We start from the raw sequence: 21,662 nt of genomic DNA on the forward strand, positions 1-21,662 counted from the left end.
GACGCTGACTGAGTGTCGATTGCACAGGCGAATCGACCAAATGCAGGTTTCAGAGCGATGGGAATGCCTCTGATGCCTTGGGTTGCCCAGCGCCATGGCCCTATAATCGCGCCACTTTGTTTGTGGAGTCCGTTATGCCGAATCTACGTCTCGCCGATTTGACCGCCGAAATCGAAGCCAACGTGCGCCGTGCGTTGCTCGAAGACATCGGCAGCGGCGACATCACCGCACAGCTGATCCCGGCCGAACGCCTGGCCAAAGCCACGATCATCACCCGCGACGCTGCCGTCATCTGCGGCACAGCCTGGGTTGATGCAGTGTTTCGGCAGCTGGATCCACGTGTTGCGGTGCACTGGCAGGTGCGCGATGGCGAGCGGGTGAAACCCAATCAGGTGCTGTTCCACCTCGAAGGCCCGGCGCGCTCGCTACTGACGGGCGAACGCAGTGCACTGAACTTCCTGCAGTTGCTTTCTGGCGTGGCCACGCGCGCGCAGTACCTGGCGGATTACGTTGCCGAGACCCAGGTGAAGTTGCTCGACACCCGTAAAACCTTGCCGGGGCTGCGTCTGGCGCAGAAGTATGCCGTGACCTGCGGCGGGTGCCATAACCACCGCATCGGCCTGTACGACGCCTTCCTGATCAAGGAAAACCATATTGCCGCCTGCGGTGGCATCCCGGAGGCCATCAAGGCCGCGCACAAGATTGCCCCGGGCAAACCGGTGGAGATCGAAGTGGAAAGCCTGGAGGAGCTGAAGGAAGCCCTGGCGGCCGGTGCCGACATCATCATGCTCGATGAGTTGAGTCTGGATGACATGCGCGAAGCCGTGCGCCTGAACGCAGGCCAGGCGAAACTGGAGGCCAGTGGCGGTATCAACGAAAGCACGCTGCTACCGATCGCCGAAACCGGGGTGGATTACATCTCGATTGGTGCGATGACCAAGGATGTGAAGGCTGTCGACCTGTCGATGCGCCTGAGCCTTTGATCGAGAAAACACTCGTGCCAAATGTGGGAGCGAGCCTGCTCGCGAAAGGGGTGAGTCAGGCGTCAATTACGTCGACTGACACGCCCTCTTCGCGAGCAGGCTCGCTCCCACAGGTCAGACCACCAGATTATTCATCTCGCAGTACTCTTCCCACTCGACGCCCAACACCTCGGCAGCCTCCTTGTGCAGAACAAGGCGCGCAGCCTCGAACTCTTCAGGGGTTGAGGTGTACTTGAGCGTCAGTTCCCACGGCTGCAAGCCCTGGGATTCTGCCTCATCCTCGAATGCCCACTGGATCTGGTCTTTCTGATCGTCGGCGGGCAAGTCCTTGATCTCTTCGGCTAGCTGGGGCGACTCCAGCAAATACTTCTTCAGCGCTTCTTCGTGTCTGGCTTCTTGGGTCAATTCTTTAACGGTCATGGCGTTCTCTTTGATCTGGGGAATGGAAGATGGATCTGGATCATCAAGGATCTCTCTGACGCAAAAAAACCGTTTGAAGCCCGGTTTATCTGGCCTTCAGAACCATTCGGGATCATCTGAAAACAACGTGTCGCTCGTGCCCGAGACAGGAATCGAACCTGCGACCTTCGCGTTACGAGTGCGCTGCTCTACCAACTGAGCTACACGGGCAGTGGGCTAAACCTAGCACTGACTTTGGGGTCAGGCAACTTCATGGCTCGTCTCATTTTTTTGCAGGCAAAAAAATGCCCCGCAGCTTTCACTGCGGGGCATTTTTTATAACGTTGAAGCGGTCAGGCGTGCGGAGTGATTAAACGCCCGAAGCCTTGGCTGCTGCTACGTCTTTGATGGACAGCTTGATACGGCCGCGGTTGTCCACGTCCAGTACCAGTACTTCCACTTCCTGGCCTTCTTTCAGGATGTCGGTCACTTTCTCAACGCGAGCGTCGCTCAGCATCGAGATGTGAACCAGACCGTCCTTGCCCGGCAGGATGTTGACGAATGCGCCGAAGTCGACGATGCGCTCAACCTTACCGACGTAGATCTTGCCGATTTCAGCTTCTGCGGTGATGCCCAGAACGCGCTGACGTGCCGCTTCAGCCGCTTCCTTGGTTTCGCCGAAGATCTTGATCGAGCCGTCGTCTTCGATGTCGATCGAAGCCTTGGTCTCTTCACAGATCGCACGAATGGTCGCGCCGCCTTTACCGATGACATCACGGATTTTGTCGGTGTCGATTTTCATCGCGATCATGGTCGGAGCGTTTTCCGACAGTTCGGTACGCGACTGGCCAATGATCTGGTTCATCTGACCGAGGATGTTCAGGCGCGCTTCCAGGGCTTGGCCCAGAGCGATTTCCATGATTTCTTCGGTGATGCCTTTGATCTTGATGTCCATCTGCAGCGCGGTCACACCTTTGGCGGTACCGGCTACTTTGAAGTCCATGTCGCCCAAGTGGTCTTCGTCACCCAGGATGTCGGTCAGGACGGCGAATTTCTCGCCTTCTTTAACCAGACCCATGGCGATACCGGCAACCGGTGCCTTCATCGGAACGCCGGCATCCATCAGAGCCAGGGAAGCGCCGCAGACCGAAGCCATGGAGCTCGAACCGTTGGACTCGGTGATTTCCGACACAACACGGATGGTGTACGGGAACACGTCGGCAGCAGGCAGCATGGCTGCAATAGAACGACGGGCCAGACGGCCGTGACCGATTTCGCGACGACCAGCGCCACCCATACGACCACACTCACCTACCGAGAACGGAGGGAAGTTGTAGTGCAGCATGAACGGGTCTTTTTTCTCGCCTTCCAGGGTATCCAGCAGTTGTGCGTCACGGGCGGTGCCCAGAGTCGCGACTACCAGAGCCTGGGTTTCGCCACGGGTGAACAGAGCCGAACCGTGGGTCTTTGGCAGAACACCGACTTCGATGTTCAAAGGACGTACGGTCTTGGTGTCGCGGCCGTCGATACGTGGCTTGCCGTTAACGATGTTTTCGCGAACGGTGCGGTATTCGATTTCGCCGAAAGCAGCTTTGACTTCGCTGGAGGAAGGCTGACCTTCTTCACCGGACAGCTTGGCCACAACCTGGTCTTTCAGCTCACCCAGGCGAGCGTAACGGTCGGCCTTGATGGTGATGGTGTAAGCCTGGGAGATCGCGTCGCCGAACTCGGCACGGATAGCGCCCAGCAGAGCGGTGGCTTCAGGCTGTGGAGCCCAGGTCCAGGTTGGCTTGGCAGCTTCAGCGGCCAGTTCTTTAACGGCGTTGATCACCACCTGGAACTCGTCGTGAGCAAACAGTACCGCGCCCAGCATCTGGTCTTCGGTCAGCTCTTTGGCTTCCGATTCAACCATCAACACGGCTTCCGAAGTACCGGCAACGACCATGTCCAGGCTCGAAGCTTTCTGTTGTTCGTAAGTCGGGTTCAGCAGGTAGCCAGTGCTTTCGTGGAACGCAACGCGTGCAGCGCCGATCGGGCCATCGAAAGGAATGCCGGAGATAGCCAGGGCAGCCGAGGTACCGATCATCGCAGCGATGTCCGGATCGGTCTTCTTGCTGGTGGAAACGACGGTGCAGACAACCTGCACTTCGTTCATGAAGCCTTCTGGGAACAGCGGACGGATCGGACGGTCGATCAGTCGGGAAGTCAGGGTTTCTTTCTCGGAAGGACGGCCTTCGCGCTTGAAGAAACCGCCAGGGATCTTACCGGCAGCGTAAGTCTTTTCCTGGTAGTGAACGGACAGAGGGAAGAAGCCCTTGCCTGGATCGGCTTGCTTGGCGCCGACCACAGTCACCAACACGCTGACGTCGTCGTCAACGGTGACCAATACTGCGCCGGAGGCCTGACGGGCGATACGGCCAGTCTCGAGGGTAACGGTCGACTGACCGAACTGGAATTTTTTGATTACCGGGTTCACGGTGTCCTACCTTCTTTTGTGGCTCTTGGGGAACTTGTCTTCTTGCGAAATTCTTGGGCAACGCCGGGAATCGGCCCGACTGTCATTGTCCAGGTAAAGCAGGTATCCAGATAAAACTTGAGGCTGGGAGCCTGCCATGCGCCAGCGGGAAACCCACTGACGTACGACAGACAACCAACCTCTAGCGCAATCGCTTATTAGCGACGCAGACCCAGGCGACCGATCAGAGCCTGGTAACGACCCAGATCCTTGCCTTTCAGGTAGTCCAGCAGCTTACGACGCTGGTTTACCATGCGGATCAGACCACGACGGGAGTGGTGATCTTTACCGTTGATCTTGAAGTGACCTTGCAGCTTGTTGATGTTGTGGGTCAGCAGTGCAACTTGCACTTCTGGCGAACCAGTGTCACCAACAGCTTGCTGGTAGTCAGCTACGATTTGAGCTTTTTCTTGAACGTCGAGAGCCATGAGGCAATCCTTTTATCAGGAAACTGTTTCAAAGAAACGGTTTCAACAGGCCAGGGACAAATCCCTGTATCTAAAAATGAGGAAGTGACCGTGCCTGTTAACAGCCACCCTCGTTCGGTCATTCTGACCGAATCAGTCGACGTGGCGCGATGCGCCCGTCTTCGCTCACTTCACCGATACCGATGAAGCGACCATTGTGATCCTGTACCCGTACCATGCCGAACTTCGGTGCATCCGGGGCTCGTACCGGTTGGCCGTTAAGCCAGTAGAACGAGCTGTGCTCCGAGAACTGCAACAGTGGCCAATCCAGCAGGCCGCTGTCCGAGGGCATCAAAAAGCGGTCGACCGCTTCGTTGCCTCCTTCGGCATGTACCGCTTCCAACTCTTCCAGCGTGACTGTCTGGGCCAGCGTGAAAGGCCCGGCCTGGGTACGTCGCAGTTCAGCAACGTATGCGCCACAACCGAGTTGCTCACCGATATCCTCCACCAGGGTGCGGATATAGGTACCTTTGGTGCAATCCACTGCAAGCCGCGCAGTATCACCTTCAAAGGCCAGTAATTCCAAGCGCGTAATAGTAACAGATCGCGGTTCGCGCTCCACTACTTCACCTGCCCGGGCCAGCTTGTACAACGGCTGGCCATCACGTTTTAGCGCCGAGTACATGGGCGGTATCTGACTGATTTGCCCACGAAATTTCGGCAGTACTGCTTCGACATCGGCGCGACCAACGGTCACCGGGCGCTCCAGCAACACATCACCCTCGGCATCCGCCGTGGTGGTGGTCTTGCCCAGTTGCGCCAGGGTTTCGTAACCCTTGTCGGAATCGAGCAGGTATTGCGAAAACTTGGTGGCCTCACCGAAGCACAACGGCAACACGCCAGTGGCCAGCGGATCGAGACTGCCTGTGTGCCCGGCCTTCTCGGCGTTCAGCAACCAGCGAACCTTCTGCAACGCCGCATTGGAGGTGAACCCCAGTGGTTTGTCGAGCAGGATGATGCCGCTGACGTTACGACGGATACGTTTGACCTGAGCCACCGATTACTCCTTGGTGTCTTCGGCTTCTGCCGCAACCGGATGCTGATTGTCTTCAGCTACCGCTCGTTCGATCAATGCCGACAGATGAGCACCACGCACGACGCTTTCGTCGTAGTGGAAGTGCAACTGTGGAACGCTGCGCAACTTCATTTCGCGAGCCAACTGCATGCGCAGGAAACCGGCGGCGGAGTTGAGCACCTTGATGCTTTGCGCGATGTCTTCGGCGTTGTCTTGCCCCATCACGGTGATGAAGATCTTGGCGTGACCGACGTCACGGCTGACTTCAACAGCGGTAATGGTGACCAGGCCGACGCGCGGGTCTTTGACTTCACGACGGATCAGCTGTGCCAGCTCACGCTGCATCTGATCGCCGATACGTTGGGTACGGCTGTATTCTTTTGCCATGTCTTGTTACCTGTTACTGCCCCACGGTGAAACCCGAAGGGTCTGAAAGCGGCAAACGCCCGGCCTGACAAAAGCCAGACCGGGCGTTGCGTTTAGAGTCCTGACGCTGTGCCGCGCATCTGCATGCGGCGGCTCATCGTGGCCCTTGAAGTGCGCGAGTTAGAGGCTGCGAGCAACCTGAACCTTCTCGAAGACTTCGATCTTGTCACCGACTTTGACGTCGTTGTAGCTCTTCACGCCGATACCGCATTCCATGCCGGCACGTACTTCGGAAGCGTCATCCTTGAAGCGGCGCAGGGATTCCAGCTCGCCTTCGAAGATAACGATGTCTTCACGCAGTACACGGATTGGACGGTTACGGTGAACAACACCTTCGATAACCATGCAACCGGCGATCGCGCCAAACTTCGGCGAACGGAACACGTCACGCACTTCAGCGGTACCCAGGATGTTCTCGCGAACATCGCTGCCCAGCATACCGGTGAGGGCTTTCTTGACGTCTTCGATGATGTCGTAGATCACGTTGTAGTAACGCATATCCAGACCTTCCTGCTCGACGATCTTGCGAGCGCCAGCATCGGCACGCACGTTGAAGCCGAACAGTACAGCGTTGGAGGCCAGTGCCAGGTTGGCGTCGGACTCGGTGATACCACCGACACCGCCACCGACAACACGCACTTGCACTTCGTCGTTACCCAGGCCGTTCAAGGCACCGTTCAACGCTTCCAGCGAACCACGGACGTCGGATTTGAGGACGATGTTGAGCGTCTTCTTCTCTGCCTGACCCATGTTTTCGAAGATGTTTTCCAGCTTGCCGGCGTGAGCGCGAGCCAGTTTGACTTCGCGGAACTTGCCTTGACGGAACAGAGCCACTTCACGGGCTTTCTTCTCGTCCGACAGCACGCTCATCTCGTCGCCAGCGTCCGGGGTACCGTCCAGGCCGAGGATCTCGACAGGGATGGAAGGACCGGCTTCCTTGATTGGCTTGCCGTTCTCGTCGAGCATGGCACGTACACGGCCATAGTTCGAACCGACCAGCACCATGTCGCCTTGGCGCAGGGTACCGTCTTGAACCAGAACGGTAGCAACCGGGCCACGACCTTTGTCGAGACGCGATTCAACCACGACGCCACGGCCTGGAGCCGAAGGAGTCGCTTTCAGTTCCAGAACTTCAGCTTGCAGCAGAACAGCTTCGAGCAACTCGTCCACGCCAGTACCGACTTTCGCCGAAACCGATACGAACGGGGTGTCGCCGCCCCACTCTTCCGAAGTCACGCCGTGAACCGACAGTTCGCTACGGATGCGATCAAGATCAGCGCCCGGCTTGTCGATTTTGTTCACAGCAACTACCAGAGGAACACCGGCAGCCTTGGCGTGCTGGACTGCTTCAATGGTCTGCGGCATTACGCCGTCGTCCGCTGCAACGACCAGGATCACGATGTCAGTCGCCTTGGCACCACGGGCACGCATTGCGGTAAACGCGGCGTGACCAGGGGTGTCGAGGAAAGTGACCATGCCGCGATCAGTTTCAACGTGGTACGCACCGATGTGCTGGGTGATACCGCCGGCTTCGCCAGCAGCTACCTTGGCACGACGGATATAGTCGAGCAGCGAGGTCTTACCGTGGTCAACGTGGCCCATTACGGTCACGACTGGCGCACGGGAGAACGTCTCACCTTCAAACTTCAGGGACTCGGCCAGGGAATCTTCCAGGGCGGTATCGCTGACCAGGGTCACTTTGTGGCCCAGTTCTTCGGCTACCAGTTGAGCAGTTTCCTGATCAAGCACCTGGTTGATGGTCGCTGGAGTACCCAGTTTGAACATGAACTTGATGATTTCAGCAGCCTTGACCGACATCTGATTCGCGAGATCGCCAACAGTGATGGTCTCGCCGATCTGCACATCACGCACGACAGGGCCGGTTGGGCTCTGGAAACCGTGGGCGTTGCGTTTTTTCAGCTTGGCCTTGCCGCGACCACCACGACGGAAGCCATCGCTTTCTTCGTCGGTAGTACGTGGGGCAACGCGTGGAGCAGGCGCTTTCTCTTTGACCGAGGCACGATGCGGAGCGTTTTTACGCTCGCCGTCGCCACCACCGCTGCGACGATTGTTATCGTCGGCACGTGGTTTATCCGGACGGCGCTGTTCGTTCGGCTTGTTACGAACGTCGGCAGACGGCGCTGGTGCAGCCGCCACAACCGGCGCGCTTTCACGTACTGGCTCGGCAACTGCAGCAGGTGCTGCAACGGCGTCGTTAGTAGCGGATTGAGCAGCAGCAGGCTGGCGACGCGCTTCTTCTTCGGCGCGACGCTTGGCTTCTTCTTCAGCCTTCTGACGTGCAGCATTTTCTACTGCGCGACGTTCTTCCAGTTCGCGTTTGCGCTCGGCTTCGATTTCTTCCGGGCTGCGCTGTACGAAGACTTTCTTCTTGCGCACTTCAACGCTGATGCTTTTGCTGCCAGCAACACGCAGGGTGCTGGTGGTTTTGCGCTGCAATGTAATCTTGCGCGGTTCTTCCACTTTCGCCTTGTGGCTGCTCTTCAAGTGAGTCAGCAAAGACTGCTTCTCACTATCGCTCACACCTTCATCGGCGGCGGTGTGCGGCAGACCTGCCTCACGCATCTGCTGCAACAGGCGCTCTACCGGTGTTTTGACCTCATCGGCCAGTTGTTTCACCGTGACTTGCGTCATGCACTTCTCTCCTCAGGCCGCGCCTAATTACTCGAACCAGTGGGCTCGGGCGGCCATGATCAACTTGCCGGCACGATCATCGTCAATGCCGTCGATGTCGAGCAGATCGTCAATAGACTGCTCGGCCAGGTCTTCGCGGGTAATTACGCCGCGCACCGCCAGTTCCATCGCCAAATCCTTGTCCATACCCTCAAGCGAGAGCAGGTCTTCGGCCGGATGGGCGTCTGCCAGCTTTTCCTCAGTAGCGATGGCTTTGGTCAACAAACGATCCTTGGCGCGAGCGCGAAGCTCGTTGACGGTTTCTTCGTCAAAGCCGTCGATGTTGAGCATTTCTTCCAACGGTACGTAGGCAATCTCTTCCAGGCTGGTGAAGCCTTCATCTACCAGCACCTGTGCCAGGTCTTCGTCGACTTCCAGCTCGTCGATGAAGTTGCGCAGGATGTCGCCGGTTTCTGCTTGCTGCTTAGCCTGGATGTCCGATTCGGTCATCACGTTCAGGGTCCAGCCAGTCAACTGGCTAGCCAGACGCACGTTCTGACCACCGCGACCGATGGCCTGAGCCAGATTGTCTGCGCCAACGGCGATGTCCATTGCATGGGCATCTTCGTCAACGATAATTGCCGCCACTTCAGCCGGCGACATTGCATTGATCACAAACTGAGCCGGATTGTCGTCCCACAGGACGATGTCCACACGCTCACCGCCCAACTCACCCGACACTGCCTGGACGCGCGAACCGCGCATACCGATGCAAGCGCCTTGCGGGTCGATGCGTTTGTCCTTGGAGCGGACCGCGATCTTGGCGCGCGAACCCGGATCACGGGACGCAGCCATTACTTCGATCAGGCCTTCAGCGATTTCCGGCACTTCGATGCGGAACAACTCAATCAGCATTTCCGGCGCAGTACGCGACAGGATCAGCTGCGGACCGCGGTTCTCGGTGCGGATTTCCTTGAGCAGCGCACGCAGACGCACGCCAACCCGGAAGGTTTCGCGAGAAATGATGTCTTCGCGAGCCAGCAACGCTTCGGCGTTGTTGCCCAGGTCGACGATCACGTTGTCGCGGGTCACTTTTTTCACGGTGCCGGAGATGATTTCTCCCAGGCGCTCGCGATAGGCATCAACGACTTGAGCGCGCTCGGCTTCGCGAACTTTCTGCACGATGACTTGCTTGGCAGTCTGTGCAGCGATGCGGCCGAACTCAATGGACTCGATCTTTTCTTCGACTACATCACCAACCTGAGCACCAGGATGCGTTTCTGCAACCTTGCTCGGCCAGGTTTCGATGGCAGGATCGTCCAGGTCAGCTTCTTCGACGACAGTCCAGCGACGGAATGTCTCGTAAGCACCGGTGTGGCGATTGATTTCCACACGCAGATCGACTTCGTCCTCGAAACGTTTTTTGGTAGCAGTGGCCAGAGCCAGCTCCAGCGCTTCAAAAATTACGTTTGCCGGTACGCCCTTTTCATTGGATACCGACTCAACAACCAGCAGTACTTCTTTGCTCATCGTACGCCTCGCCTTTCGCAAGCCATTGGATCCGCGGGATCCGCGTCTCAGTCAAAACTGGGAATAATGTTGGCCTTGTCGATCATATCGATCGGCAACAGGAACTCATGGTCTTCTACCTGCACCACGACGTCCTGCTCTTCTACACCGCGCAGAAGGCCCTGAAAGTTGCGTCGGCCTTCAAAAGGCGAGCGCAGCTTGATCTTCACTTGTTCACCGGCAAATTTTGCAAACTGCTCAATAGTGAACAGCGGGCGTTCCATGCCAGGCGAGGAAACTTCAAGGGTGTATTCAACGGCGATTGGATCTTCAACATCCAGAACACCGCTGATCTGACGGCTGACAATGGCACAATCGTCCACCAGCACGCCGCCCTCTTTATCGATATAAACGCGCAACATTGAGTGGCGACCTTGAGCCGAAAACTCAATACCCCAGCATTCATAGCCTAGGGCCACGACCACCGGGGCCAGCAAGGCCTGCAACTCTTCTAGCTTGCTCGACACCTGAACCCCCTCGTGCATGTATGTGCATGCTGTGCAAAATAAAAAAATGGGCGAAACGCCCATCCTTGAAACGCCGTCGAACAGCGGCGTTGAAAGTGTCCAGCTAACAAAAAGCCCCTTAAAAGGGGCTCCTTAAACTGGTTGCGGGGGCCGGATTTGAACCGACGACCTTCGGGTTATGAGCCCGACGAGCTACCAGACTGCTCCACCCCGCGACAAAGCTGGGGCGGAAGTATACGACCGATCCCTGACAGGGTCAATGTAACCTTCCACCTACAAGAAAGCCCGCAACAGCGGGCTCTCCTGATAATTGGTACCGAGAAGGGGACTCGAACCCCTACACCCTATGGGCACAACCACCTCAAGGTTGCGTGTCTACCAATTCCACCACCTCGGCAATACTACGTTTGAAACCCTTCTTACTTTTGCTCTTGAGCTGGAGGCACGTCAGTCGCTGGAGTAGCCGACTTTTGCTCTTGAAGCACCGGTACATCATCAGAAGCCGGTTGTTGCTTTGGAACTTCCAACACTGCCGGGTTTGGCAAACCTACTTGAGTCAGCTGGTGAGCTTTCTCTTTAGCAAAGTAACCTAACCCTAAGCTGGTTATGAAGAAACCGGCGGCAAGTATAGCAGTAAACTTACTAAGAAAGGTAGAGGAACCTTGGCTTCCGAACACAGTATTTGAAGCACCTGCTCCGAAAGACGCGCCAGCATCCGCACCTTTACCCTGCTGCAGCAATACCAGAGCAACTACGCCCAATGCACCCAGCAGATGAAAAACGACTACGACTGTTTCCAGCATTTTTTCAGTTTCCCGCGGCGCGACAAATCGCACCGAACTCATCTGCATTCAGGGAAGCCCCACCAATGAGCCCCCCATCGATATCCGGCATGCCGAACAGTTCGACCGCATTGGCCGCCTTCACGCTGCCGCCGTATAGAAGCCGCACACCTTGCGCGACCTCAGAATTCTCTGCCGCCAACTGAGCGCGAATGGCTGCATGCACATCCTGCGCTTGTTGCGGCGAAGCAGTCAGCCCAGTACCAATGGCCCAGACCGGCTCGTAAGCGATTACTGCCTTTGCAAAAGCACCAACACCGAGCTCCTCTATGATACTGCCTAGCTGACGCCCGACAACCTCAAGAGTTTTTCCAGCTTCGCGCTCTTCAAGGGTTTCCCCTACGCACAACACCGGAATCAAGCCACATGCCTGTGCCGCTGCGAACTTGCGAATCAGCATTCCGTCCTGCTCGCCCATTATCTGGCGGCGCTCGGAGTGCCCGACAAGCACAAAAGAACAGCCTGCATCCACCAACTGACTCGGCGCAACTTCACCGGTCAACGCACCCTGCATGGATTCCACCGCAGAGTTCTGCGCGCCGACCGAAATCGACTTGCCGTTCAAGCCATCAATCACTTGATTGATATGCAAGCAAGGCGGGAATACCGCTACATCAACATCGCTCGGCAAGGCCAGATGACGAAGGCCATTGATCAGCTCAGCGACGCTGGCGCGGGTACCGTGCATCTTCCAGTTACCAGCTACCATAGGGCGACGCATGCTGTACCTCGTCGGTCAAAGTGGGCGCAGATGTTACCCAACACAATCATGGCTGGCAAGCCGAAATCAGGCAGAAACTTCAGTAACCAGTTTTGCCAGCTCTTCGGCGTAGCCGCGAACCTGTGTTTCGTCCTCGCCTTCGACCATGACCCGCACCAGCGGCTCCGTCCCGGACTTGCGCAACAGCACACGCCCACGACCAGCCATGGCCTGGGTAACGCGCTCGCTGGCCTCTTTGACGGATGAATGATCAAGAGGGCTAGCACCACCGCCGAATCGTACATTGATCAGCACCTGAGGGCACTTGCGCAACGCCTGACGCGATTGCGCCAACCCTTCGGAGCGGGTCTTCAGCGCCATCAATACCTGCAATGCGGCAATGATCGCGTCACCGGTGGTGGTGTGGTCGAAGCAGACAATGTGGCCCGAATTTTCACCACCCACCTGCCAATCGCGCTCCAGCAACTCGGAGATTACGTAACGGTCGCCAACATTGGCCCGCACAAAAGGAATTGCCAGATCCGCCAGGGCCAATTCCAACCCCAGGTTACTCATCAGCGTACCGACCACACCGCCCTGCAACTTGCCGCGCTCATGCAGGTCGCGAGCAATGATGAACAGCAACTCATCACCGTCGACAACTGTACCGGTATGATCAACCATCTGAACGCGGTCACCATCACCGTCAAAGGCGATACCCAAATCAGCATGCTCGGCCAATACGGCTGCTTGCAGCGGCTCCATATGGGTCGAACCGCAATTTTCATTGATGTTCAGGCCGTTAGGATGAGCAGAAAGTACAACGACCTCGGCCCCCAGTTCACGGAATACACTAGGCGCCACCTTGTAGGTCGCGCCGTGGGCGCAGTCGATCACGATCTTCAGGCCCGCGAAGCTGGTGCCGGTCGGGACGCTGCTTTTGCAGAATTCGATATAGCGGCCTGAAGCATCGTTGATGCGCGACACCTTGCCGATCTTGCTCGATTCAACCACGGTCATCGGGGTGTCGAGCAACTCTTCGATCATATGCTCGACTTCATCAGGAAGCTTGGTGCCCTTCCCGGAGAAAAACTTGATGCCATTGTCATCGTGAGGGTTGTGCGAGGCACTGATCACGATGCCCGCTTCGGCCTGGAAGGTACGCGTCAGGTAGGCGATGGCCGGTGTCGGCATCGGGCCCAGGAGCATGACATCAGCACCTGCCGAAGTAAGTCCGGCCTCGAGCGCAGATTCGAACATATAGCCGGAGATCCGGGTGTCCTTACCCACCAATACCTTGCAGGCGCCCATTTTGCGGAACGCCATACCAGCAGCCCAGCCGAGCTTGAGCATGAAGTCAGGAGTAATCGGATATTCGCCGACCCGACCACGAATGCCGTCGGTACCAAAGTATTTCTTAGTCATAAGTACTCCATCATTCTTATTCGGCTGATTCCACTGCAGCGATCATCCGCACCACATCGACGGTTTCGGCCACATCATGGACGCGCAATATACGCGCCCCCTTGACCGAAGCCAGCGCTGCAAGCGCCAGACCACCATACAGACGCTCGCCAATCGGACGATTCAACGCCTGGCCTATCATGCTCTTTCGCGAGACCCCGACCAACAGGGGCCGCCCCAAGGCATGCAGGGCCTCCATATGCTTGAACAAGCTTAGATTGTGCTGCAAGGTTTTTGCGAAGCCAAAGCCCGGATCAAGGATGATCCGGTCCGCTGTAATTCCTACCGATGCACACCGAGCCATGCGCTCAGCGAGAAACTCACCCACCTCTTTCGTGACGTCCTGATACTGCGGATTGTCCTGCATATCGCCCGGTTCACCGAGCATATGCATCAGACAGACCGGCAGGCCAGTGGCCGCGGCCGCATCCAGAGCACCATCGCGCCGCAGCGAGCGCACGTCATTGATCAACCCCGCACCAAGTCGTGCAGCTTCGCGCATGACAGCTGGCGTGGAAGTGTCGACCGAAATAATTACATCCAGCTCGCGGTGTATTCGCTCGACGACCGGAGCTACGCGCTCAAGCTCTTCCAGCGGTGATACCACCCTGGCACCCGGCCGGGTCGATTCGCCACCGACATCAATCAACGTCGCGCCGGCCGCCACCATAGCCTCAGCGTGGCGCAAGGCCGCATCGAGCTGGCTATATTGGCCGCCATCAGAGAAGGAATCGGGAGTGACGTTGAGAATACCCATGACGTGCGTCACGGCTAAATCAAGAACCCGATTGCCGCAAGGCAACCGGGTCGAGGACTGAACAGAAGTCATTTCAAACCTTAAACGTCAGCAGCCGGACCGCCGATCGGTGTTTCCGGACGCGGATCCTGTGCCACCGGAGGAGTTCCGGAGGTACCGGCGCCGCCTGACCAATCGCGAGGCTCACGAGGCGTACGACCCGCCATGATGTCGTCGATCTGATCAGCGTCGATCGTTTCGTACTTCATCAAGGCATCAGCCATGGCGTCGAGCTTGTCACGGTTATCGGTGAGGATCTGCTTGGCCGTGCCGTAGCACTGATCAATGATGCTGCGCACTTCGGAGTCGATCAACTTGGCTGTCTCACCGGAGAAGCTTGTACCCTGACCGCCACCGCCGCGACCGAGGAACACTTCGCCCTCTTCTTCTGCGTACATCAACGGGCCGAGTTTTTCCGACAAGCCCCACTTGGTTACCATGTTCCGTGCAATCTGGCTGGCACGCATGATGTCGTTTGACGCACCGGTGGTGACGCCGTCGAAGCCCAAGGTCATTTCTTCAGCAATACGGCCGCCGTACAACGAGCAGATTTGACTGATCAATGCACGCTTGGACAGGCTGTAGCGATCTTCTTCCGGCAGAAACATGGTCACACCCAGCGCACGACCGCGCGGGATGATCGACACCTTGTAGACCGGGTCATGCTCAGGCACGACGCGCCCAACAATAGCGTGACCTGCCTCGTGGTAAGCGGTGTTCTGCTTCTCTTTTTCGGACATGACCATGGATTTGCGCTCGGCGCCCATCATGATCTTGTCTTTGGCCAATTCGAACTCTTTCATTTCGACGATGCGCTTGCCGGCACGGGCCGCGAACAACGACGCTTCGTTCACCAGGTTAGCCAGGTCGGCACCGGAGAAACCAGGGGTACCACGAGCGATCACAGCCGGAGCGACGTCGTCACCCATTGGCACTTTTCGCATGTGAACCTTGAGAATCTGCTCGCGACCACGGATATCCGGCAGACCGACGACAACCTGACGGTCGAAACGACCCGGACGCAGCAACGCAGGGTCCAGCACGTCCGGACGGTTGGTTGCCGCGATGACGATAATGCCGTCATTCATTTCGAAGCCGTCCATCTCTACCAGCAACTGGTTGAGAGTCTGCTCGCGCTCATCGTGACCACCACCCATCCCAGCGCCACGATGACGACCGACGGCGTCGATTTCATCGATGAAGATGATGCATGGCGCGTGCTTCTTGGCCTGCTCGAACATGTCACGAACACGGCTGGCGCCGACACCCACAAACATTTCGACAAAATCGGAACCAGAAATAGTGAAGAACGGTACTTTTGCTTCACCTGCAATCGCTTTGGCGAGCAACGTTTTACCGGTCCCCGGAGGACCCACCATCAGCACGCCGCGAGGAATGCGACCACCCAGACGTTGAAACTTGCCCGGATCACGCAAAAACTCGACCAGCTCACCGACTTCTTCCTTGGCTTCGTCACAACCGGCAACGTCACCCAAGGTGGTTTTCACCTGATCCTCGGAGAGCAGGCGCGCCTTGCTCTTGCCGAAGCTCATTGGCCCGCCCTTTCCACCGGCGCCGCCCTGCATCTGCCGCATGAAGAACATGAACACGGCGATGATCACCAGGATCGGGAAGCTAGCGACCAGGAGCTGAGTCCAGATGCTTTGCTGTTCAGGCTGCTTGCCTTCGACTACGACATGGTTGTCCACGAGGTCGCCGATCAGACCGTTGTCCTGGATTGCCGGACGAATGGTCTTGAAGCTGTCGCCATCGTTGCGTTTGCCGGTAATCACGTAGCCATCAACCGCTACGCGCTCGACCTTTCCATCCTTGACCTGCTGGATGAAGTCGGAATAGTTGAGGGTCTGCGGCTCGTTAGGGCTGGAGAAGTTGTTCATCACTGTCACCAGGACAGCCGCAATGATCAACCACAGGATCAGATTCTTTGCCATATCGTTCAATTAACTACCCTCTGAAGCAAGCTCCGCTAATGGCGCGCGCTTCGCATGATATTCACCGGCCTAACTTACTACATTACCTACGGCTCTGGCAGGCGCCGTCTGTAACCCTTTGTGAAACACTTTCTACACAATATTCGCTAATGCTCACGGGGCGAAATACGAAAATCCTATCGACCCGCAAAAAAACCTCGATTTACTCACTACGGCCGCGGTAGCCCCAAGCCAGCATGTATTGCTCGCGGGAACTGCCACGGGAAGAGTCCGGCTTGATCATCTGGACCTTGTCGAATTTCTGACGAGCGTCCTTCACGTAAGCATCAAACCCTTCGCCCTGAAACACCTTGATCACGAAATTACCACCCGGCTTGAGTATCCGAGCCGCCAGATCAAGAGCCAGCTCACATAGAAACATGGCTTTTGGCATGTCCACCTCAGGCGTACCACTCATATTGGGGGCCATATCGGAAATCACAAGGTCCACCTGCGAATTACCCACGGCCTCAAGGATCTGAGCGAGCACTTCGTCCTGGGTGAAGTCACCCTGGATGAAAGTCACGTCCGGAATGCTGTCCATTTCCAGGATGTCCGAGGCGATCAGACGCCCCTGACCACCGATCAGCCGACTAGTGACCTGCGACCAGCCGCCGGGCGCCGCACCCAGGTCGACAACGCTCATACCCGGACGGATCAGCTTGTATTTCTCCTGGACCTCCAGAAGCTTGTAACTCGCACGCGAGCGGTAACCATCCTTCTGCGCCTGCTTCACATAGGGATCATTGACATGTCTTTTCAGCCAACCAAGGCTTGTCTTGGAACGCGCCATTGGGCACCTCGATGATAAGGGTCGTGATTAATTGGGCGGATCCACGAACCCTCGGGTAAAATGGCCGCCATTTTACAGAATCCAGACTAAAGGGTCAGATTATGCCGCTCACTCAAGAGCAGAAGAAACAGTACAAATCCATTGGCCACCATCTGAAACCAGTTTTGACTGTGGCTGACAACGGTTTGACTGAAGGTGTGTTAGCCGAACTTGAACGCGCTTTGGCGGATCACGAGCTGATAAAAATCAAGCTCAACATCCTCGATCGCGAGTCGCGCCTGGCGAACATTGCAGAACTGTGCAAGGTCGGCAAAGCGGACCTGGTTCAGGTCATCGGCAAGATGGCACTGATTTACCGCAAGAACTTCAGCGTCAACAAGCAGCTGTCGAACGTCCATCGCTTCAAGTGATGACAAGGGTCAAGGGTGTGCTTCGCGCACCCTGCCACTCCATCCCGGCACCGGCTGCAACACCAGCACCAGCCCGCAAAAGCCCAGAACAAGATAGCTGAACACCTGCCAACGCACGGCATCCGGCCAACCGATACGCACCGCGACATACATCGCACACGCGAACAGCGCCATCATCAGCAGCTGCCCGCGAGTATCGCGCCATAGACTGGCAAGGCCCTCGGCCTGAACCAGCACCAAAGCCTGAAAAATCACACACGCTGCGGCGAACCCCACCATCAGCGCATCAAGCATGCTTGCGATTTCGTCGATCAGCAGCGGTGCCAGGCCAATTTTGCCCAGCACCGGCAGCAGACCGATGTGCAATAGCCACAGACCACCAACCCACAACATCTGAGTCAGCTGCCAAAGCATGGCGCCCGCACGTAGCGGGCGCCTGCGCTTAGATGTGGCGAACTTCGACAATCTCGTACTCGATAACGCCGCCAGGCGTTTTCACGGCAACCACATCACCCTCTTCCTTGGCAATCAAGGCGCGGGCCAATGGCGAGCCGACCGAAATCTTGCCGAGCTTGAAGTCAGCCTCATCCTCACCAACGATGTGGTAAGTGACGCTTTCATCCGTCTCGACGTTGGCGATTTCAACGGTGGTGCCGAAGATCACTTTGCCGGTGTGAGGAATGGTCGTGACATCAATGATCACCGCGTTTTGCATGCGGCCTTCGATGTCGCGGATCCGCGCCTCGACCATACCTTGCTGCTCGCGAGCAGCGTGGTATTCGGCGTTTTCTTTCAAGTCACCCAACTCGCGGGCCGTACCGATGTCCTGGCTGAGCTTCGGACGGACGACCTTGGTCAGGTGAGCGTGTTCTTCTTCCAGGGCTTTAGCGCCCTTGACGGTCATTGGGTATTTGATCATGCCTTCAATCCTGCGTGTAGATCCTGCAAGCGGCGCACGGTCTTCTCGGGACCGAACTTCAGCGCTTCGCAGATAGCTTCGCCAGCAGCAATGGTAGTGGTGCAGTAAATCTTGTGCTGCAAGGCATTACGACGAATGGAATACGAATCAGCGATCGACTGACGACCTTCGGTGGTGTTGATGATCAGGGTGACTTCGTCATTCTTGATCATGTCGACCACGTGCGGACGACCCTCGGTCACCTTGTTCACACGACGCACTTTCAGGCCTGCGGCTTCGATCAGCTTGGCAGTACCGGCAGTGGCGACCACTTCGAAGCCCAAGTTGATCAGATCACGGGCCACGCCTGCAACCAGTGGCTTGTCGTCATCACGCACGCTGATGAACGCGGTACCGCCGGTCGGCAGCACTTCGCTGGCGCCCATTTGGGCTTTGGCAAACGCTTCGCCGAAGGTGTCGCCCACGCCCATCACTTCACCGGTGGACTTCATCTCTGGGCCCAGGATCGGGTCCACGCCAGGGAATTTGGCGAATGGGAACACCGCCTCTTTCACACTGTAGAAGTTCGGAATGATTTCTTTGGTGAAGCCGATTTCCTTCAGAGTTTTACCGGCCATCACGCGAGCCGCGATCATCGCCAGGGAAACACCGATGCACTTGGACACGAACGGTACGGTACGGGAAGCGCGCGGGTTGACTTCGATGACGTAGATGTCTTCGCCTTGCAGCGCCAACTGAACGTTCATCAGGCCGACAACGCCCAGTTCCAGGGCCATTTTCTTGACCTGTTCGCGCATCTCGTCCTGGATGTGTGCAGGCAGCGAGTACGGCGGCAGGGAGCATGCGGAGTCACCGGAGTGAACGCCGGCCTGCTCGATGTGCTGCATGATTGCGCCGATCACTACGTCGGTGCCGTCGCAGACCGCATCCACGTCCATTTCGATGGCGCAGTTGAGGAAGTGGTCGAGCAACACCGGGCTGTCGTTGGACACTTTCACCGCGTCGCGCAGGTAGCGCTTGAGCTCTTCTTCTTCGTAAACGATTTCCATCGCGCGGCCGCCCAGTACGTAGGACGGACGGACCACCAGCGGGTAACCGATCTTGCTGGCCGCACGAATTGCTTCGTCTTCGCTGCGCACGGTGGCGTTTGGCGGCTGACGCAGGTTCAGGCGCTCAACCATTTGCTGGAAGCGCTCACGGTCTTCGGCACGGTCGATGGCGTCAGGGCTGGTGCCGATGATCGGCACGCCAGCTTCTTCCAGGGCACGAGCCAGTTTCAGCGGGGTTTGGCCGCCGTACTGGACGATCACGCCTTTCGGCTTCTCGACGCGGACGATTTCCAGTACGTCTTCCAGGGTGACTGGTTCGAAGTACAGGCGATCAGAGGTGTCGTAGTCGGTGGAAACGGTTTCCGGGTTGCAGTTGACCATGATGGTCTCGTACCCGTCTTCGCGCAGCGCCAGTGCCGCGTGTACGCAGCAGTAGTCGAACTCGATGCCTTGGCCGATACGGTTTGGACCGCCGCCGAGGATCATGATCTTGTCGCGGCCCGACGGCGCTGCTTCGCACTCTTCCTCGTACGTCGAGTAGAGGTAAGCGGTGTCGGTGGCGAACTCGGCCGCGCAGGTGTCAACGCGCTTGTAGACCGGAAAAATCTCAAGTTTGTGACGGTGGCGACGCAGAGCCTTCTCGGTCACGCCCAGCAGCTTGGCCAGACGCATGTCGGAGAAGCCTTTGCGCTTGAGGCGGAACATCAAGTCGCGGTCGATGCTGGCCAGACCCAGGGTCTTGACCTTCTCTTCTTCCTTGATCAGATCTTCGATCTGCACCAGGAACCACGGGTCGATCATGTTCATGCCGAAGATGTCTTCGACCGACAGGCCGGCGCGGAAGGCGTCAGCCACGTACCAGATACGCTCGGCGCCCGGCACGGTCAGTTCGCGCTTGAGCACGCTCATGCTTTCCGGGTTGCTCAGGTCGAGCTTCTCGTCCAGACCGCAAACGCCCACTTCCAGACCGCGCAGGGCTTTCTGCAGGGATTCCTGGAAGGTCCGGCCGATGGCCATGACTTCACCGACCGACTTCATTTGAGTGGTCAGGCGTGCGTCGGCTTTCGGGAATTTTTCGAAGGCGAACCGTGGCAGCTTGGTGACGACGTAGTCGATCGATGGCTCGAAGGATGCAGGAGTAGCGCCGCCGGTGATTTCGTTCTGCAGCTCGTCCAGGGTGTAGCCGATCGCCAGCTTGGCAGCGATACGCGCAATCGGGAAACCAGTGGCTTTCGAGGCCAGTGCCGAAGAGCGAGATACACGCGGGTTCATCTCGATCACGACCATACGGCCAGTGTCGGGGCAGATGCCAAACTGAACGTTGGAGCCGCCGGTTTCCACGCCGATCTCACGCAGTACCGCCAACGAGGCGTTACGCATGATCTGGTATTCCTTGTCCGTCAGGGTTTGTGCCGGAGCAACGGTGATCGAGTCACCGGTGTGCACGCCCATCGGGTCAAAGTTTTCGATGGAGCAGACGATGATGCAGTTGTCCTTCTTATCGCGGACAACCTCCATCTCATATTCTTTCCAGCCGATCAGGGATTCGTCGATCAGCAGCTCTTTGGTCGGCGACAGGTCGAGACCGCGGGCGCAGATTTCTTCGAACTCTTCACGGTTGTAAGCGATACCGCCACCGGTGCCGCCCATGGTGAAGGACGGACGGATGATGCACGGGAAGCCGAGCTTCTCGAGGACCACGTTGGCCTCTTCCATGCTGTGGGCGATACCCGAACGCGGGCAGTCCAGGCCGATGGATTTCATCGCCTTGTCGAAGCGCGAACGGTCTTCAGCCTTGTCGATGGTGTCAGCGTTGGCGCCGATCATCTCTACGCCGAACTTCTCCAGAACGCCTTCGCGCTCCAGATCCAGTGCGCAGTTCAGAGCGGTCTGGCCACCCATGGTCGGCAGCAGCGCGTCCGGACGCTCTTTCTCGATGATCTTGGCAACGGTCTGCCACTTGATCGGTTCGATGTAGGTGGCGTCAGCCATGTCCGGATCGGTCATGATGGTCGCTGGGTTGGAGTTCACCAGGATGACGCGGTAACCCTCTTCGCGCAGGGCTTTACAGGCCTGGGCGCCGGAGTAGTCGAATTCGCAGGCCTGGCCGATCACGATCGGGCCAGCGCCGAGAATCAGGATGCTTTTAATGTCTGTACGTTTTGGCATGGGTTTGTCACTCAAATCCGCAGGTCAGTCGGCAAGCCGTCTTGTTCAATCTTTGAA

The 21,662-nt window shown here is 57.4% G+C and carries 19 protein-coding genes and 3 tRNA genes; 2 read left to right on the plus strand and 20 right to left on the minus strand.

Annotated elements, in window-relative coordinates; genetic code table 11:
* Nucleotides 1-134 precede the first annotated feature (134 nt).
* Nucleotides 135-983, plus strand: a complete 849-nt coding sequence (gene nadC, locus EAH74_RS24280) for a carboxylating nicotinate-nucleotide diphosphorylase (protein WP_140681635.1) — start codon at nt 135-137, stop codon at nt 981-983.
* 114 nt (nt 984-1,097) lie between these two features.
* On the opposite strand, the gene EAH74_RS24285 is transcribed toward nadC, so the two are convergent.
* From EAH74_RS24285 to rlmE, 17 genes are all read right to left on the minus strand, one after another.
* Nucleotides 1,098-1,403, minus strand: coding sequence for a DUF6388 family protein (locus EAH74_RS24285; protein ID WP_077747454.1), 306 nt, complete (start codon nt 1,401-1,403; stop codon nt 1,098-1,100).
* Between the two features lie 137 nt (nt 1,404-1,540).
* A tRNA-Thr gene (locus EAH74_RS24290) sits at nt 1,541-1,613 on the minus strand.
* A gap of 139 nt (nt 1,614-1,752) precedes the next feature.
* Complete coding sequence (gene pnp / locus EAH74_RS24295; RefSeq protein WP_010463478.1) at nt 1,753-3,858, minus strand: polyribonucleotide nucleotidyltransferase; 2,106 nt, start codon at nt 3,856-3,858, stop codon at nt 1,753-1,755.
* 197 nt (nt 3,859-4,055) lie between these two features.
* Complete coding sequence (rpsO, locus tag EAH74_RS24300; protein WP_140681637.1) at nt 4,056-4,325, minus strand: 30S ribosomal protein S15; 270 nt, start codon at nt 4,323-4,325, stop codon at nt 4,056-4,058.
* Nucleotides 4,326-4,443: 118 nt separating this feature from the next.
* Nucleotides 4,444-5,361, minus strand: a complete 918-nt coding sequence (truB, locus tag EAH74_RS24305; RefSeq protein ID WP_008149014.1) for a tRNA pseudouridine(55) synthase TruB — start codon at nt 5,359-5,361, stop codon at nt 4,444-4,446.
* A 3-nt stretch (nt 5,362-5,364) separates the two neighbouring features.
* Nucleotides 5,365-5,766, minus strand: a complete 402-nt coding sequence (rbfA, locus tag EAH74_RS24310) for a 30S ribosome-binding factor RbfA (RefSeq protein ID WP_008149016.1) — start codon at nt 5,764-5,766, stop codon at nt 5,365-5,367.
* Nucleotides 5,767-5,925: 159 nt separating this feature from the next.
* A complete protein-coding gene (gene infB / locus EAH74_RS24315; protein ID WP_140681639.1) occupies nt 5,926-8,457 on the minus strand; it encodes a translation initiation factor IF-2 in 2,532 nt (843 codons plus the stop codon).
* Between the two features lie 27 nt (nt 8,458-8,484).
* Nucleotides 8,485-9,966, minus strand: coding sequence for a transcription termination factor NusA (gene nusA / locus EAH74_RS24320; RefSeq protein WP_008024459.1), 1,482 nt, complete (start codon nt 9,964-9,966; stop codon nt 8,485-8,487).
* 47 nt (nt 9,967-10,013) lie between these two features.
* The gene (rimP, locus tag EAH74_RS24325; protein ID WP_010463487.1) at nt 10,014-10,472 is read right to left on the minus strand and encodes a ribosome maturation factor RimP; all 459 of its coding nucleotides are present in this window, start codon (nt 10,470-10,472) and stop codon (nt 10,014-10,016) included.
* A gap of 138 nt (nt 10,473-10,610) precedes the next feature.
* Nucleotides 10,611-10,687: transfer RNA gene (locus EAH74_RS24330), tRNA-Met, on the minus strand.
* A 96-nt stretch (nt 10,688-10,783) separates the two neighbouring features.
* Nucleotides 10,784-10,869, minus strand: a tRNA-Leu gene (locus tag EAH74_RS24335).
* 22 nt (nt 10,870-10,891) lie between these two features.
* The gene (gene secG, locus EAH74_RS24340) at nt 10,892-11,275 is read right to left on the minus strand and encodes a preprotein translocase subunit SecG (protein ID WP_017336473.1); all 384 of its coding nucleotides are present in this window, start codon (nt 11,273-11,275) and stop codon (nt 10,892-10,894) included.
* A gap of 4 nt (nt 11,276-11,279) precedes the next feature.
* Nucleotides 11,280-12,035 (minus strand): triose-phosphate isomerase, encoded by a 756-nt coding sequence (tpiA, locus tag EAH74_RS24345; RefSeq protein ID WP_140681641.1) that lies wholly within the window; start codon nt 12,033-12,035, stop codon nt 11,280-11,282.
* 66 nt (nt 12,036-12,101) lie between these two features.
* Nucleotides 12,102-13,439, minus strand: coding sequence for a phosphoglucosamine mutase (glmM, locus tag EAH74_RS24350; RefSeq protein WP_140681643.1), 1,338 nt, complete (start codon nt 13,437-13,439; stop codon nt 12,102-12,104).
* Between the two features lie 16 nt (nt 13,440-13,455).
* Nucleotides 13,456-14,307, minus strand: coding sequence for a dihydropteroate synthase (gene folP / locus EAH74_RS24355; protein ID WP_140681645.1), 852 nt, complete (start codon nt 14,305-14,307; stop codon nt 13,456-13,458).
* Nucleotides 14,308-14,315: 8 nt separating this feature from the next.
* Nucleotides 14,316-16,226, minus strand: coding sequence for an ATP-dependent zinc metalloprotease FtsH (gene ftsH / locus EAH74_RS24360; RefSeq protein ID WP_140681647.1), 1,911 nt, complete (start codon nt 16,224-16,226; stop codon nt 14,316-14,318).
* A 202-nt stretch (nt 16,227-16,428) separates the two neighbouring features.
* Entirely contained in the window at nt 16,429-17,058 is a 630-nt protein-coding gene (gene rlmE, locus EAH74_RS24365; RefSeq protein ID WP_007900501.1) for a 23S rRNA (uridine(2552)-2'-O)-methyltransferase RlmE, read from the minus strand.
* A 101-nt stretch (nt 17,059-17,159) separates the two neighbouring features.
* On the opposite strand from rlmE, the gene EAH74_RS24370 reads away from it, so the two are divergent.
* Nucleotides 17,160-17,468 (plus strand): YhbY family RNA-binding protein, encoded by a 309-nt coding sequence (locus tag EAH74_RS24370; RefSeq protein ID WP_008005472.1) that lies wholly within the window; start codon nt 17,160-17,162, stop codon nt 17,466-17,468.
* A 9-nt stretch (nt 17,469-17,477) separates the two neighbouring features.
* On the opposite strand, the gene EAH74_RS24375 is transcribed toward EAH74_RS24370, so the two are convergent.
* The 3 genes from EAH74_RS24375 to carB are packed head-to-tail and all read right to left on the minus strand — an operon-like array spanning nt 17,478 to nt 21,605.
* Nucleotides 17,478-17,882, minus strand: coding sequence for an MFS transporter (locus EAH74_RS24375; RefSeq protein WP_140681649.1), 405 nt, complete (start codon nt 17,880-17,882; stop codon nt 17,478-17,480).
* A gap of 28 nt (nt 17,883-17,910) precedes the next feature.
* Nucleotides 17,911-18,387, minus strand: coding sequence for a transcription elongation factor GreA (gene greA / locus EAH74_RS24380; protein WP_046045786.1), 477 nt, complete (start codon nt 18,385-18,387; stop codon nt 17,911-17,913).
* Nucleotides 18,384-21,605, minus strand: a complete 3,222-nt coding sequence (gene carB, locus EAH74_RS24385; protein ID WP_140681651.1) for a carbamoyl-phosphate synthase large subunit — start codon at nt 21,603-21,605, stop codon at nt 18,384-18,386. The genes greA and carB overlap by 4 nt, the downstream gene beginning before the upstream one ends.
* Between the last annotated feature and the right edge of the window lie 57 nt (nt 21,606-21,662).

Origin of the sequence: Pseudomonas mandelii, from assembly GCF_006438925.1 — a bacterium.
Taxonomy (GTDB): Bacteria; Pseudomonadota; Gammaproteobacteria; order Pseudomonadales; family Pseudomonadaceae; genus Aquipseudomonas; species Aquipseudomonas mandelii_C.